Source organism: Bradyrhizobium sp. 187, from assembly GCF_023101005.1.
Lineage (GTDB): Bacteria > Pseudomonadota > Alphaproteobacteria > Rhizobiales > Xanthobacteraceae > Bradyrhizobium > Bradyrhizobium canariense_D.
The window spans coordinates 2349345-2364804 of record NZ_CP064693.1 but is presented as its reverse complement, the minus strand read 5'-3'; the positions used below and the strand labels follow the sequence as shown (position 1 = coordinate 2364804).

The 15460-nt window shown below is 62.7% G+C and carries 14 protein-coding genes; 5 read left to right on the top strand and 9 right to left on the bottom strand.

Features of this window, described 5'->3' with window-relative positions:
- Positions 1–9 precede the first annotated feature (9 nt).
- From IVB19_RS11180 to IVB19_RS11170, 3 genes are read right to left on the bottom strand one after another with little or no spacing between them, the layout of a single operon-like run.
- Entirely contained in the window at positions 10–603 is a 594-nt protein-coding gene (locus IVB19_RS11180; protein ID WP_018457025.1) for a GNAT family N-acetyltransferase, read from the bottom strand.
- Positions 600–1682: a PHA/PHB synthase family protein gene (locus tag IVB19_RS11175; protein ID WP_247821410.1), complete on the bottom strand. Its 1083-nt coding sequence runs from the start codon at positions 1680–1682 to the stop codon at positions 600–602. Before IVB19_RS11175 ends, IVB19_RS11180 begins: the two co-directional genes overlap by 4 nt.
- Positions 1679–2062 carry a hypothetical protein gene (locus IVB19_RS11170; protein ID WP_018457027.1) on the bottom strand — a complete coding sequence of 128 codons (384 nt, stop codon included), beginning with the start codon at positions 2060–2062 and terminating at the stop codon, positions 1679–1681. Before IVB19_RS11170 ends, IVB19_RS11175 begins: the two co-directional genes overlap by 4 nt.
- Before the next feature lie 170 nt (positions 2063–2232).
- Between IVB19_RS11170 and IVB19_RS11165 the strand changes: the two genes are divergently transcribed.
- Both IVB19_RS11165 and IVB19_RS11160 read left to right on the top strand, forming a co-directional pair.
- Positions 2233–3147 (top strand): alpha/beta fold hydrolase, encoded by a 915-nt coding sequence (locus IVB19_RS11165; RefSeq protein ID WP_247488741.1) that lies wholly within the window; start codon positions 2233–2235, stop codon positions 3145–3147.
- 149 nt (positions 3148–3296) lie between these two features.
- Positions 3297–3761: a nuclear transport factor 2 family protein gene (locus IVB19_RS11160; RefSeq protein WP_018457029.1), complete on the top strand. Its 465-nt coding sequence runs from the start codon at positions 3297–3299 to the stop codon at positions 3759–3761.
- Between the two features lie 29 nt (positions 3762–3790).
- On the opposite strand, the gene IVB19_RS11155 is transcribed toward IVB19_RS11160, so the two are convergent.
- The 6 genes from IVB19_RS11155 to IVB19_RS11130 are packed head-to-tail and all read right to left on the bottom strand — an operon-like array spanning position 3791 to position 11435.
- Positions 3791–4465 (bottom strand): spermine/spermidine synthase domain-containing protein, encoded by a 675-nt coding sequence (locus tag IVB19_RS11155; protein ID WP_247488743.1) that lies wholly within the window; start codon positions 4463–4465, stop codon positions 3791–3793.
- 30 nt (positions 4466–4495) lie between these two features.
- Positions 4496–7729: a bifunctional cytochrome P450/NADPH--P450 reductase gene (locus IVB19_RS11150; protein WP_247488745.1), complete on the bottom strand. Its 3234-nt coding sequence runs from the start codon at positions 7727–7729 to the stop codon at positions 4496–4498.
- 45 nt (positions 7730–7774) lie between these two features.
- Positions 7775–8770, bottom strand: coding sequence for an alpha/beta fold hydrolase (locus IVB19_RS11145; RefSeq protein WP_247821409.1), 996 nt, complete (start codon positions 8768–8770; stop codon positions 7775–7777).
- 10 nt (positions 8771–8780) lie between these two features.
- Positions 8781–10331: a WS/DGAT/MGAT family O-acyltransferase gene (locus IVB19_RS11140; protein ID WP_247394401.1), complete on the bottom strand. Its 1551-nt coding sequence runs from the start codon at positions 10329–10331 to the stop codon at positions 8781–8783.
- Positions 10332–10377: 46 nt separating this feature from the next.
- Positions 10378–11178: an esterase/lipase family protein gene (locus tag IVB19_RS11135; RefSeq protein ID WP_018457034.1), complete on the bottom strand. Its 801-nt coding sequence runs from the start codon at positions 11176–11178 to the stop codon at positions 10378–10380.
- Positions 11178–11435 carry a DUF6489 family protein gene (locus tag IVB19_RS11130; RefSeq protein ID WP_007593837.1) on the bottom strand — a complete coding sequence of 86 codons (258 nt, stop codon included), beginning with the start codon at positions 11433–11435 and terminating at the stop codon, positions 11178–11180. The genes IVB19_RS11135 and IVB19_RS11130 overlap by 1 nt, the downstream gene beginning before the upstream one ends.
- 304 nt (positions 11436–11739) lie before the next feature.
- On the opposite strand from IVB19_RS11130, the gene IVB19_RS11125 reads away from it, so the two are divergent.
- From IVB19_RS11125 to IVB19_RS11115, 3 genes are all read left to right on the top strand, one after another.
- Complete coding sequence (locus tag IVB19_RS11125) at positions 11740–13335, top strand: ABC transporter substrate-binding protein (protein ID WP_018457035.1); 1596 nt, start codon at positions 11740–11742, stop codon at positions 13333–13335.
- A 104-nt stretch (positions 13336–13439) separates the two neighbouring features.
- Positions 13440–14420: an ABC transporter permease gene (locus tag IVB19_RS11120; RefSeq protein WP_007607877.1), complete on the top strand. Its 981-nt coding sequence runs from the start codon at positions 13440–13442 to the stop codon at positions 14418–14420.
- A gap of 10 nt (positions 14421–14430) precedes the next feature.
- Positions 14431–15402, top strand: coding sequence for an ABC transporter permease (locus tag IVB19_RS11115; protein WP_018457036.1), 972 nt, complete (start codon positions 14431–14433; stop codon positions 15400–15402).
- Positions 15403–15460 lie beyond the last annotated feature (58 nt).

Here is a 15460-nt window from a genome sequence, read left to right as displayed (position 1 = left end):
CAGCGGTTCTCAATGCTGGACGGCGCCAGGCAGCCCATAGGCCTCCATCTGGGCCTGGACCTGCGCGATGTTGTGCCCGAGCACGACGATATCGTGGGTCTTGCCGTCGACGTCGCGAACATGGTCGCGCAGCAGTGCCTCGGCCTTGAAGCCGAGGCTCTCGAACAGCGTGATCGCCGCCTGCTGATCGACCGTCATTTGGACCGAGAGCTTCTCGAGGCCGGCCCCGAGCGCGAGGGCGAAGGTCTCCTGCGACAGCGTCCTTCCTACCCCCTTCCCGCGCACGTCGAGCGAAACCACCATCCGGATCTCGCCGACATGAGGCGACCAGGAGTGCGGATCGCGCACCAGCGTGCCGCAGCCGACCACCGTGCCGTCCCTGACCGCGAGCAGGCTCGTGATCGCGCCGCGCGCGATCTCCTTGACCCAGGCGGAGAGCACTTTCGGCTCACTGATGTTGCGCGGCAGGAACAACAGGTCGTGGGTCGGCAGGCCCTTGCCGAAGGCGAGCACCGCGGCTTCGTCCGCCGGGGACATCAGGCGGATCTCGATATCGCCCGCGTCCGTCTTCACATGGCGCGGATAGGAACGCTGCTCACTCATGTCGATCTCTTCCCCAGCCAGGAATCCAGTTTCGGCCATAGCCGCTTCACCGCATTGGCGCCGGCGACGAGCGAGACGTGACCGCCCTTCAGCATCACCTCCTCCTTGTCCGCCGATCCGATCTTGGCGATCAGGTGCTTTGCAGCCTCATAAGGCACGATGTGGTCATGCTCGGCGACCGCATGCAGGAACGGCGCCTTGATGTCCTCGAGCTTCGCAGCACGGCCGCCGACCGACATGGTGTCGTTGAACAGCTTGTTGTCCCACATCAGGTCCTTGGTGATGGTGCGGAAATATTCGCCGGCCAGCGGCAGCGTGTCGGTCGCCCAGCGGTCGAACATCCGGTAGGATTTGACGAACTCGTCGTTCCAGATGTTTTCCCAGAGCTGGATCTGGCTGACGGTGCGGGAGGCCGGGCGCAGCATCTCGAACGACGACAGGATCATCTCGGGCGGCACGTTGCCGACGCTGTCGACGAGGCGATCGACGTCGAAATAGCGACGGTCGGAGAAGTTCGAGAACAGCTTCATCTCGCGAAAGTCGATCGGCGTGGTGAAGCAGATCAAATTCTTCATCGGCCCGTCCTTGTGGATCGAGCCGTAGAGCAGCGACAGCACGCCGCCGAAGCAATAGCCGATGACGGAGACGTCCTGTTCGCCGGAATCCTGCTGCACGCGGCGGATGCAGTCCGGGATGAAGTCGAGGACATAGTCCTCCATGCGGAGGCTCTTCTCCTCCGGCCGTGGCGCGCTCCAGTCGAGCATGTAGACGTCGTAGCCGCGCTTCAACAGGAACTCGATGAAACTCTGGCCGGGCACGAGGTCGAGAATGTAACCGCGATTGGTGGTCGCCATCACGATCAAGATCGGAATTCGATAGATCTCGTCGGACATCGGTCGATAGTGATAGAGGCTCATCGTGCCGCGTGAATGCAGCACGTCCTTCGGCGTCGAGCCGAGCGTGGGGCCGGACGTCGAGAAATATTCGACGCCCTTGATGCTTCGCTGGATGGCGCGTTGCACCTCGGACTGGATGCGCTCCGGGATCCCTGCGAAGTCTAATCCGGCGGGTGCATTCATGTCTTCTCTCCGCCTTCAGACGGCGGGCGCTTGGTGCGCGGCGGGCGCAATGCAGTATCGGAGCCCTGAGAAATGCCGGAACTTGCCGCCATCTGGCTCAGCATCGACTTGATCTCACCGATCTGTCCTTCGATGGACTGTAGCCGTTCCGCAAGGCCGGTGACCTGGTCCCGGCTCGGCAGATTCATGGAAACCAGATATTTCTCCATGAGGTCGCCGAGCTGCTTCTGAGCACCTGCAGCAACGCCGCCGGCTCGGTTCACGGCTTGCGAAAACTCGGGCGACGACATGGCCTGATTGGCGAAGGAGTTGAACCCCTTCTCCATCTCGCCAACCATCTTCTGCCACATGGCAATGGGGTCGTTGCTTTTGTCGGTCATCGGCGTCCTCCTGAAAGCGAGAGCTTCGATGCCCTTCCTTTTTCGCCATACCACACCGTTGCGCGGTGCCGGTCAACCGGCAAGCAGCGGGTCCGGTGTCGCGAACGCGGCTTCATTGCGAGGGGAAACCGTGCGATACAGCATTAATCAAAAGCCGAGGGAACGCACCCGTGAACGCCTATCATCCGCCGCAAACCGTCCACGCCAACGGCATCGACATCTGTTACGAGACTTTCGGCAACGACAGTGCCGAGCCGCTGCTTCTGATCATGGGGTTAGGCGCCCAGATGATCCACTGGGACGATGCGTTCTGTGAGCAGCTCGCCGCGCACGGCTTTCGCGTCATCCGGTTCGACAATCGCGACATCGGCAAGTCGAGCCATCTCACAGGCGGCAAGCGTCTGACGCCGCTCGAGCTGTTGAAGCTCCGATTCCTCAGGATTCCCGTGGCCGCAACCTACAAGCTGATCGACATGGCAAAAGACACTGTCGGGCTGATGGATGCGCTCGGCATCAAGTCGGCGCACCTGGTCGGGGCGTCCATGGGCGGAATGATTGCGCAGGAAGTGACGTTGTCGTTTCCCGAGCGGGTGCGCTCGCTCACCTCGATCATGTCGACGACCGGCAATCCGCGCCTGCCGCCCCCGACTCGCGAGGCCGCCGCGATGCTGATGGCGCCGCCGCCGCGCAGCAAGGAGGAGTTCATCGTCCGCTACGGCCAGACTTGGAAGGTGTTGCGGGCCGGGTCCTTCCCGGAGGAAGAGGCGCTCGATCCCGGTCGTGCCGAGCGCGTGTTCGCGCGCGGGCTCAATCCGGCCGGTGTCGGCCGGCAGCTCCGCGCGGTGCTCGCCTCGGGTAGCCGCAAGGAGCGGCTGCATGGCGTCAAGACGCCGACACTCGTCATCCACGGCACCGTCGATCCGCTGGTCCGTCCCGAGGGCGGCAGGGACACGGCAGAGTCAATTTCGGGGGCCAAGCTGCTGATGATCGACGGCATGGGCCACGCGCTGCCGATGCGATTCTGGCCGGACATCATCGACGCCATCGCCAAGCACGCCCATGGCGCGGCGGTGCAGGCGGCGTAGATTGACCGACGCAGACAGTCTCCTCACGGTGACCATGTGAGCTGCCGGTTACTCTCTTAACGCGTGCCGGTGCGAAAGCTATACAGGCCTCCTTCAATCGCCGAGAACCTCAATCGCCAACAAAGAGGCCGCGGCCTCTCGGAGTTCACATGCATCTCATCGTCCGGTCGGCCGCAATCGTCGCTGCTTCAGTCCTCACGCTGTCCCTCGCCAGCGGCGCCGCGATGGCGGGTGGCGCGCAAGAAGAAGCCAATCGCAAAACTGTCCTTGCGTTCTACGAGAAGGGGCTCAACCAAAAGGACGCCGATGCAGCCCTCGCCTATGTCGGCGACCGCTACGTCCAGCACAATCCAAACGCGGCCGATGGTCCGGACGGATTCCGAAAGTTCATCGGCTTCCTCCGGGATAAATTCCCGAACTCGCACAGCGAGATCAAGCGCAGCTTCGTGGATGGCGACTACGTCATCCTGCACGTTCACGCGGTTCGCGAGCCCGGCAGCAGGGGCAATGCGATCGTCGACATCTTCAAGCTGGAGAACGGCAAGGTTGTCGAACACTGGGACGTCGTGCAACCGATCCCGGAAAATCCGGCGAACAACAACACGATGTTCTGACGGATCGAACCGGTTGCTGGGCAGGCGGCCTAGCTCTTCCTCGCCATCCAGATCACGTGACGTGCGCCACCGCCTCTTCCGGTGGCGCGGATATTGACTTCGTTGACGTCGAATCCGGCGCTCCCGAGCCGCTTGGTGAAGGCCGGGTTGGGCCCCGAGGACCAGACCGCGAGCACGCCGCCCGTCCGCAGCGCCGTCTTCGCCGCCTTCAACCCGCTCGCATTGTAGAGCGCATCATTGCCCTTCCGGGTCAGCCCTTCCGGCCCGTTATCGACGTCGAGGAGGATGGCATCGAATGCCGACCGCTGCGCCCGGATGATTTCGCCAACGTCGGTTTCCCGAATGCTCACCCTGGAGTCATCGAGGCTGTCGCCGAACACCTGCGCCATCGGACCCCGCGCCCAGGCGACCACCGCCGGCACGAGCTCGGAGACAACGATCTTCGCCTTGCTTCCGAGCACGGTCAGCGCAGCACGCAGCGTAAAACCCATGCCCAGGCCCCCGATGAGGACGACAGGTTTTGCGACCGTCTCGATCTGCTTCGCCGCGAGCGTGGCGAGCGCGGCCTCGGAGCCCGACAGGCGGTTGTTCATCAGCTCGTTGGTGCCGAGCTTGATGGAGAACTCCTTGCCTCGCCGCATCAGGCGAAGCTCTTCATCGGAGCCGGGGATTTTGGCGGTGTCGATCTTTTCCCAGGGAATCATGCGAGAGCTTTAGCACGTCCGGCTGCCGGGTTATCCACCCGCCCATACGTCCAGCACATACCGGTTCTTTGCACCCATCTCCTCGATCCAGCGGGCAGCCGTGGCGGCATCGCTGCCGCTCTTCTCGCGATGGATCGCGACCAGCGCCGCCTTCACGTCGGGCTCCATCTTGCTGCCGTCGCCACAGACATAGACGATCGCGCCCTGCTCGATCAGCGGCCAGACCTTGTCCTTCTGCGCAGCGAGGACGTGCTGCACATAGGTCTTTGGCCCCTCCGCGCGCGAGAACGCCGTGAACAGCTCGGTGATGCCGCTCGCCCCCAGCGCCTTCAGCTCGTCCGCGTAGAGAAAATCCTGATCGGGATGACGGCAGCCGAAAAACAGCATGGCCGGACCGAGCGCGTCGCCCTTGACCTTGCGCGCGGCGCGCTCCTGGAGGAAGCCGCGGAACGGCGCCAGTCCCGTGCCCGGGCCGATCATGACGATCGGCACGGATGGATCGTCCGGGAGCCGGAAGCCGGCCTTGGTCTCACGCACGGTTGCATGGATCACGTCGCCCGCGCGTCGATTGGCGAGATAGTTCGAGCAGATACCCTTGTAGGTGCCGCGGCCGGAGGCGGCCGGTCCTTCAACCACCCCGACCGTGACGCTGCAACGAACCGGGTCGACCGACGGCGAAGACGAGATCGAGTAATAGCGCGGCGCCAGCAGCGAGAGCATTTCCAGATAGACGTGGAACGGCAATTCGCAGGCCGGATATTCGAGCAGCAGATCGAACACCGATTTTCGCCTGGCCAGAATCTCGCTGCGATAACGCTCGAGTGTTTCAGCCTCCTCGCCAACGAAGGCCAGCAGTTTTGGTTTCGTGACCGGACAACGCGTATGCTCGGTCATGATCTGAATCTGCTTCCGTGTCGCCACTTGCTGGAGCTCGACGAACTCGCTGAGCAGGCGGCCCACTGACACGGCATCGCCGACCGGCAATTGCGCGCGGCGGCCTTCGGCGACCTGAAGCCTGATTTGGTCGGCCGGCAGGAAGCCGAAGCGACGGGCAACCGAATCCACCAGCGTCGGATCGTTGCGCGGGACCACACTCAGATGATCGCCGACGCGGTACGTGATGTTGGACGGCAGCTGCACCTCGATGTGGCGCGTCGAGCGCTCCGACGGATTGGAACCGGCCTTGTTCTGAAGCTCGTCATTGACCACCACCTTCATGGCCACCGCGCCGCCCTGGGCGACGATGGTGTTGACGGCGGTCACCGCGACCGGCTCGATCGCGTAGAGCGGATCATCCTCCGCGGTACGGGTGAAATTCCAGTCGATGCCGAATTCCTTGGTCGCGACCTGGGCGGCCGCCGGGAACCATTTCTGAAACTGGCCGTCGAGATCGCTGCGCGCATCGCCTTCGCCACGCGGATAGACCGCGCGCGCACCATGCGCCGATAATTGTTCATCGATGAAGCGCGGTACCGATTGATAGGTCGCGGCCCAGTCGCTGTTGCCGCAGCCGAACACGGCGTAGCGCACATCGGCAAACGCATCCTTCGGCAGCTCGTCGCCGAGCCATTTGACAAATTGTGTCGCATTGTCCGGCGGCGCGCCGTTATAGGAGGCGCAGATGATCAGGACGCCGCCCTCCCGCGGCAGCTTGCCGACGTAATCGTCGAGCGGCCCCAAATGCACGGCAAAGCCGTTGATCTCGGCAAGGTCGGCCATCCGCGTCGCCAGCTCTTCGGCGGTGCCGAGATTGGAGCCGTAAAGTACGAGCATCGGCGTGTTGTGGCCGGGACGCGCGGTGGGCTGGCGCGGTGCCTTCGGCGCCGACGACACCGCTACAGGTCCACCATAAGCGCCGCGCTCGCGATCGGCGCGCGGACGGACCTTGATCTTGAAGCCTTCCGGCTTCATCGTGAGCGTTTCCTTCAGATGCATCTGGTAGCGCTGGTGGTCGACCAGCTTGAAGCGCTGGAGGATCATGCCGAGCGCGAGCGCGGCCTCGTGCATGGCGAAGCCGCGGCCGATGCAGGCGCGCTGGCCGTTGCCGAACGGCTTCCAGGCATTGATCGGCCGTTTGGCTTCCGCCTCCCGGCTGAAATTCTCCGGATCGAACGCATCCGGGTTGGGACCCCAGACAGAGGGATCGCGATGCAGCGCGGTCACCAGGATGGTGGTGAACGTGCCCTTCCTGAGCTTGTACTTGCCGCCGCCGATAGCCTCGTCGTTCAGTGGGGAGATGCCATAGGCCGGCGCCGGCGGCCATAGCCGCAGCGCCTCCTTGAGGATCTGCGTGATGTAAGTGAGCTGCGTGACCTGTTGATAGGTCGGACGCACGTCGACATTGGGACCGAGGACGCGGTCGACCTCGTCATAGGCTTTTTTTAGAATGTCGGGGTGCTTGAGCAACGCATAGAGCGCGCAGGACAACAGGCCGCTGGTGGTCTCGTGGCCTGCGATCAGGAACGTGTTGATCTGGTAGCGGATGTTGACGTCGTCGAGCTGCTCGCCGGTCGAGCGATCGACGCCCGTCATCATCGCCGCAAGCATATCCTTCTTGTCGTCGGTCGCCTCGCCTCCCTTGCGGCGCTCCGCAATGATCTCGTCGACCATCCTGTTCATGAAGTCGACATCTTCAGCCATGGTCTTGCGCCGCTTCTGCATCCAGAGCTGCTCGAACGGCAGGCCGCGCGTCATCATGATGGTTTCGAGCGAGCGCACCAGCGACTCGACGAAGGGGTGGTAATCGCGCCGGTAGAACGAATTGAAGCGGTAGTCGAAGCCGCACAGGCCGATCGTATCCAGCGTCAGCGCCGTCATGTCGTGGACGACGTCGATCTCGTCGTCGGCGTTGAGCCGTTCCCATTTGCCCACGAGCTGCTCCGCGATGTCGACCATGCTCGGGTGATAGGACTGCATGGCGCGGTTGCCGAAAGGCTGGAGCAGGATGTTGTGCGCCTTGCTCCAGTTCGGCTCCCTGGTGTCGGCCGTGAACAAGCCGTCGCCGCCGACCGCGCGCACCCGCCGCAGGGCACCGCGCACCGTCTTGTCGAAACGCTTCTCGTCGGAGAGCTCGTCGACGAGATCGTGGCCGGAGACGACCACGATCGGCGAGCCCATCATGTCGAGCCAGAAGATCGGCCCCAGCTCCTTGGCAAGCCGGGTCAGATGCTGCACCGGTGCGGCCGAATCCAGCGACAGCATGTTGCCGACCACCGGCTTGGTCGGCGGCTGCGGGATCGGGTCCAGACGGTTCTTCGATGACATTAAAAGTGCTTCCCCTGCCTCGGTATTCAACGCCGTCGTTGCGAGCTAGCCAAACCGCCTTCTACGCCATTCGATCAGCTTGGCGCTGACTTCCTCCGGCTTCTCCTGCTGCGTCCAATGGCCGCTGTCGCGGACCAGATATTTTTCCAGATCGGGGATCAGCTTGTCCATGCCATCGGCGGAAGACGGCGGCAACACCGCGTCGTTCTCGGCCATGATCATCAGCGACGGCACGCGCACCGTATGATCGAGCCCTTCGGCGCGCATCCAGTTGCGGGACATATTGCGGTACCAGTTGATGCCGCCGGTGAAGCCCGTCCTGGTGAAATTGTCCACGAACACCTTTTTCTCTTCCGGCGACAGGATCGGCGTGCGAGGATCGTGCTTCGCATCGTAGCCCGCGATCATCTGCGGAAATGCCAGGTTCAGTCGCGGGGAGGCACCGACACCCGCGACGACTTCCTCCGCCGGAGCATCTGCCGGGCGCGCTACGGGCTTGCGCATGAAGGCATCGAAGGTCTGCTCGACGCGACTGCCAAAGATGTTGTCGGGCTCACGCGCGGGATCCTGGAACTGCACGATATACATCTTTTCGCCGAAGCGCGCGCGCAGGAGCTCGATCGGATCGGCCCAGGCGCGGTTGGTATGAGGCGTATTGATGCCGACCACGCCGGCGACCCGGTCGATGTGCCGGAGTGGCATCTGCCAGACGATAAAACCGCCCCAGTCATGGCCGACGAAGATCGCCTTGTCGATCTGAAGATGGTCGAGCAGGCCGATCAGATCGCCGGTCAGGTGCTCGATGTCGTAGTCCTCGACCGGCTCTGGCCGGTCGGTCGCGCCGTAGCCGCGCTGGTCCGGCGCGATCACGCGGATGCCGGCCTCGCTCAGCGCCTTGATCTGGTGGCGCCAGGAAAATGCGAGTTCGGGCCAGCCATGGCACAGCACCATCGGCGGCTTGTCTGTAACCGGGCCCGCCTCGTAATAGCCCATGCGGATTCCGTTCGTCTGTACGAACTTGAGCGGTGGCATTTCAATCATCGGAACATTCCTACTCAGCGGCGCCCTTGATGTCCGCCGCGGGCGAAGCATAGGCAGCCTCGAGCGCGGCGAATTCTTCCGGCAGCATGTCGCACATCACCTCCACGTGCGGAATGATGTTGGCGCCGACGATGAAGCCGAAATCGAGCTGGTCGCGATAGCTCTGCACGGTGATGTTGAGCGCCTGTCCGTGCGTCGAGATCGATACCGGGAAGATGTGCAACAGCTCCGCGCCCGCGGCGTAGAGCGTCTGCCGCGGCCCCGGCACGTTGGACACCGTAATGTTCGCAGCCGGCGGCAACACATTCGACAAGTCGGAGCGGCTGTAGAGCAGCGCCATGATCTGCACGACAATCGGCGCGCCCAGCATCGAGATATTGGAGATCTGCGGCATCAGAGCCCGTAGTGGATGCGACATCTCCTTGGACTTGGTCGATTGCGCGATAATGGCTTCCAGGCGTGCCTTGGGATCGTCGATGTTGGTTGCGATCGAGCAGATCATGCCGAACACCTGGTTGTTGGCGTCGGTGTTGCCCTCCTCGCGCAGCGAGATCGGTACGGCAGCGGTCAAGGACTTCGCCGGCAGCGTTCCATGTTGCTGCAGGTAGCGCCGGACCACCCCGGAAGCGAGCGCCAGCACGACGTCGTTGAGTTTGCCGCCGGCCTGCTTGGCCAGCGCCTTGGATCGCGACAGCGAAATCGAGACACCGGCGAAGCTGCGCTCGGACGAGATCGATTTGTTGAGCATGGTCGGCGGCGAGACCATGCTGGCGAGGCTCTCGCGCGATTTTGGATCGGATATCTTGCCGAGCACGTCCGAGACGCTCTTGACCATGGTTGGGATGTTGCCGGCAAAGCGCACCGCACTCTCGATCTGGTACATCGCATTGTCGAACAGGATCGAACCGATATCGCTCTTGCCGGTGCGTGGCAGCTGCAGATTCTTCGCGGCCGCCGATGCATCGAGCGGCTGGGTGAAAAGCTGCTGGTAGGAATCGACCAGGTTCGCTGCGATGTCGCGCGGCTCCTGCCCGGGCTTCGCTCCCGCGGTCGGCGGATCGACCTTCCGCGGGATCGGCGAGATGTCGTAGATCATGTTGGTCAGCGCCGCACCGGCGCCGCCGTCGATGGCGGCATGATGCATCTTGGAATAGAGCCCGACCTCGTTGTCCTTCATGCCCTCGAACACGTAGAACTCCCAGAGCGGGCGGGCACGGTTCAAGAGCTTGGCGTGCATCCAGCCCACTATGCGTTCGAGCGTAGCGCGGTCGCGCGGCTGCGGCAGGCTGGCGCGGAAGATGTGACGGTCAATGTCGAACTGATCGTCCTCGATCCAGGAGGGATGATCGATATCGAGCGGCGCCTTCTCCAGCCGCGCTTTGAGGATCGGCGCGATGTGCAGGCGCGAGACGATCATCGCCTTGAAATCTTCGAAGAAGTCGCCCTTGTAGTCGTCCGGCAGACGAAAGATCGCCATGCTCCCGACATGCATCGGCATTTCCGGCGTTTCCAGATAGAGAAACGACGCGTCCAGCGACGACAGCTTCTTACCGTCAGCCATAGTTCCCTCCCGAGTATTTGACGGGCGCCTTAGGCGGCGCTTCTCGTCAGGCCGATACTGCCTGTTCCGGCGGGGCATATGCAATGGCAAACGGCCCTGCCCTGTCAAATGGCCAGAACTCTCCCTCCGGTTGCGCAAGGCGGTCCGCCACGGCCCACAGCGCCGCGGGATTCACCCCAAGCCCGATATGGCTCGCCAGGTGCACCTCGATGTTCTCGGCACGGTCGGAGGGACGCAGCAGGCAGGTCCGCCAGTTCACAATCCCGTCGGCGCGCGAATAGATCGACGTCGCCGGCACCGGAAGATCGCCGGCGATCGCCACGCGCAGCTCGGCGAAATCCTCGACACGCTCGCCGGACATCATCTCGTAGAGCCGCGTCGCATTGGTCGCCCGTATGTCATTGGCAAAAGGGCTGCCGAGCGTGATGGCATTGCGGACCATGTCGGGCGCCTGGAGCGCGAGATCGCGCGCATAGACGCCGCCGAGACTCCATCCGACCAGGCTGACCTTGCGGCCGCTCGCAGCATGGATTTCGGCTAGACGGGCGCGCAACGAATCCCGCATCCGTCCGAACCCGCCGAAATTTCGGCCCATCCGCCAGGCATGTGCCTCATAGCCAAGCTCGCTGAGATAGCGCCGCATCGGCGCCATCGAGAGATCGCTGGCGAGGAAGCCAGGCAGCGCCAGCACCGGATGGCCGTCGCCTTTTGGCGCCCGCATCAGGACCGGCGACAGCAGCAGGCTGGCGTTGAGTTCGAGCAACCCACGGGCTTCGGCGAGCAGCAAAGCAAGGCCCGGCGGACGAAGCCGGCCTGAGGTCTGCGGCCCGTCCGGACCGGGCGGCATTATTTCTTCTTATCGCCGCTGCGCGTGCCGCCGAGGCCGGCCATGGTGACGAACATGTCCTGAAATCGCTCGGCAAGCTTTGGATCGAAGGTGAACCAGCTCTGGATCAGCGATTCCGGCGAGACCTTGTCGATGTTGCTCAGAACCTGCTGCTGCAGCTTGTCCATGACCGCCGTCTGCATTGGTGCCAGGTCGGGCAATCCGATGAACTGACGGGCTTCGAGGGGGGTACAGTCGATTTCGATGTTAACTTTCATGTCCCCTCCAGATGAGATTCGAGCGGCCTACTGCAGTATCGCCGCGAGGCGGTGTACAACGCAAGCGACCTGAAGCCGGTGGCGGCGCTCCGGCTTCCCCGATCGGCGGATATGGTCAATCAAAATCGGCCGCGGCCGCGCCCGTCCTCCCGTCATGCCGGTCAGCATTGCTGCACAGCGGTGCAACTTGGCGCGTTCCTTGCTGGAATGGCGCTTGCACGGGTCGAGAACTCTGGGCAACATGGTTCGATCAGCCCCGCCGAACAATCAAAAATGACGGTGCGGGCGAGTGGAGAGGTCAAGAATGTCAGTCGGACGAAGTCTGTTTGCGGCGACGCTCGCCAGTATGCTTGCGTTGGCGGTCTCGCCGGCGTCGAGCCAGACGCTGCGCTACGCCAACCAGGGCGATCTCAAGTCGCTTGATCCGTATTCGCTGAACGAGTCCACCACGCACGCTCATCTCGGTCACGTCTATCAAGGCCTCACCGCGCGCGACAAGGACCTGAAGATCATCCCGGCGCTGGCTGAGAGCTGGGAGACACCGGAGCCGACCCGCTGGCGCTTCCATTTGCGCAAGGGCGTCAAATTTCATAACGGCGACCCCTTCACCGCCGACGACGTGCTGTTCTCCGCCGATCGCGTCCGCAACAAGAACTCGAACATGCAGACCCGGCTGGCGCCCAACGTCAAGGTCGTCAAGGTCGACGACTACACAGTCGATTTCGTCCTGCCCTCGCCCAATCCCATCCTAAATTCGTCGTGGGATGTCTGGTACATCATGGACAAGAAATGGGCTGAGGAGAACAAAGCGGTCGAGCCGACGCCGGTGTCCGCGACCTCTCCGAGCTATGCCTCGCTTCACGAGAACGGCACCGGTCCCTTCATCATCGAAAGCCATCAGCCCGGTGTGAAGACCGTGTTCAAGGCCAATCCCAACTACTGGGGCAAGATGGAAGGTAACCTGAAGGAGATTATCTTCACCCCGATCTCGTCCGATGCCACCCGCGTCGCCGCGCTGCTCTCGGGTGAAGTGGACGTGATCGAGCCGGTGCCGATCCAGGACATCTCCCGCGTCGATGCGAGCCCGAATGCCCAGGTGCTGAAGGCCCCTGAGTTGCGCACCATCTTCATCGGATTCGATCAGACGCGTGACGAGCTGCTCTACTCCAACATCAAGGGCAAGAACCCGTTCAAGGATGTCAAGGTCCGCGAAGCCTTCTACAAAGCCATCGACATCGAGCTGATCAAGACGCGGGTGATGCGCGGGCTGTCCACGCCCTCGGCGCTGATGATCGCTCCGGAATTGTTCGTGCTGTCCAAGGAGTTCACCCGGCCGAAGTTCGATCCAGATGGTGCCAAGAAGCTCCTGGCCGAGGCCGGGTACCCCGAAGGCTTCGAGGTCACCATGGATTGCCCGAACGATCGGTACGTCAACGACGCGGCGATCTGCCAGGCCGTCGTGGGCATGCTTGCCCGCATCGGCGTCAAGATCAATCTGCTGGCGCAGCCCAAGGCGCAATACTTCGCCAAGGTGTTGAAGCAGGGCGGCTATCAGACCTCGTTCTACATGCTGGGCTGGACGCCGAGCACGATGGACTCCCATAACGTGCTCTACGACATCATGGGCTGTCGCGACGATGCGAAATCATCGCGCGGCGAGGCCAATCTCGGCGGCTATTGCAACAAGGAATTCGACGCCATCACCGACAAGGTGCTGGTCGAAACCGACACCACCAAGCGCAACCAGCTGATCAAGCAAGCGTATGAGATCAGCATCAAGGACTGGGCTTATATTCCGCTGCACCAGCAGGCGCTGGCCTGGGGCGTATCGAAAAAGGTCAACCTGCCGCAGCGCGCCGACAATCTGGTCATGTTCCACTGGGCGACCAAGAAGGAATAGCGTCAGTTGAACACAAGGTCCCGGCAGCGTCAGGCTACCGGGACCTTTCCTTTTTCGGCTGACAAAGACGTCGGCCAGACGCACACTCAAGGAAAGTGGAAGGCATGCTCGCTTTCACGCTTCGCCGGGCCGTTCAGGCCATCGGCGTCATGTTCGCCGTCGGCATCATCGCGTTCTCGATGTTCCGCTTCGCCGGCGACCCCATCAACCAGATCGTCTCGCTTGATACGCCGGCGGCCGAACGCGCCGCCGTGCGCAAGTCGCTGGGCCTCGATGATCCCGTGCCGGTGCAGTTCGTGCGCTATTTCGCCGATGCGGCGCAATTCAAGTTCGGCGTCTCCTATCAGTTCCGCCAGCCGGTCTCGACGCTGTTGATGGAGCGTATGCCGGCAACGCTGGAACTTGCGATCTGCGCGACCGTATTTGCAATGGTCTCCGGCATCCTGATGGGCGTCTATTCGGCGCTCAGGCGCGACACCCTGCTCGCCAAATTATTCCAGGCGGTTTCGCTGATCGGCATCTCGCTGCCGACTTTCCTGATCGGCATCCTTCTGATTTACCTGTTCGCGGTGACGTTGGGCTGGTTGCCCTCGTTCGGCCGGGGCGAAGTCGTCAAGCTGGGTTGGTGGACCACGGGCCTGCTCACATTGTCGGGCCTGAAGGCGCTGATCATGCCCTCGATCACGCTCGGCCTGTTCCAGATGACCCTGATCATGCGGCTGGTGCGCGCGGAGATGCTGGAAGTGCTTCGGACAGATTATATCCGCTTTGCCCGCGCCCGCGGGCTGACAACCCGTGCCATTCATTTCGGCCACGCGCTGAAGAACACGCTGATTCCGGTGATCACGGTAGCCGGCCTGCAGTTTGGCTCGGTTATTGCATTTTCGATCATCACCGAAACCGTGTTCCAATGGCCCGGCATGGGACTTCTGTTCGTACAGGCCGTGCAAAACGTCGATATCCCGATTATGGCCGCCTACTTGTTGATGGTCTCACTGATTTTCGTCACCATCAATCTGGTGGTCGACATCCTCTACACCGTCGTCGATCCGCGCCTGCGCGCGACCGTCGGCCGCGCCACATAAGGCAGCCTGTATGTCCGAAGTGGTCGCCTCTCATCCCGACAAGCCGAGCACGCTGCCGACGCATGCCGCCCGCAGCTGGTTCAGTCGCGCACTCAACAGCGACATCTTCTATTCGTTTCGCCGATCCAAGCTGACCATGGTGGCGGCAGTCATTACCGTGCTGTTCTTCCTGCTCGCGATCTTTGCCTCCGCGCTCGCGGTGCAGGACCCGTTCGATCCGGCACAGCTCCAATTGATGAATTCCCGGATCTCACCGCTCTGGACCGCCGAGGGGCAGAGCCCGTTCCTGCTCGGCACCGACGAGCAGGGCCGCGACGTGTTCTCCGCCATTCTCTACGGGCTGCGCATCTCGCTCGCCGTCGGCGTGGCCGGCGTGATCTTCGCCGGCGCGCTCGGCATCGCGCTTGGCCTGGTCGCCGGCTATTTCGGGGGCGCGGTGGACGGCGTGATCATGCGGATCGCCGACGTGCAACTCACTTTCCCCGCCATCCTGATCGCGCTGCTGGTCAACGGCATCGCCAAATCGATCCTCGGCAACCGGCTGGATGCAACCAGCATGCTGGTGGTGCTGGTGATCTCGATTGGCCTGAGTTTCTGGGTCGGGTATGCCCGCACGGTGCGCGGTTCCGTGATGGTCGAGAAGAACAAGGATTACGTGGCGGCCGCGCAATTGATCGGCCTTCCCGCACCAAAGATCATGTTCCGCCATGTGCTGCCAAACACGATGGGTCCGATCCTGGTCATCGCCACGATCAACCTTGCGCTCGCCATCATCACCGAGGCAACGCTGTCCTTCCTTGGCGTCGGCCTGCCCGACACAATGCCCTCGCTCGGCACGTTGATCCGCATCGGCAACAACTACCTGTTCGCGGGCGAATGGTGGATCGTGGCCTTTCCTGGTATCGCGCTCGCTGCCTTGATCCTGTCGATCAACCTGCTCGGCGACTGGCTGCGCGACGCGCTCAACCCCAAGCTCCGATGAGCAACATTTCGATGGGCAAGACTCGGATGAGCAAGACTTGGATGAGCAAGACCTGGAC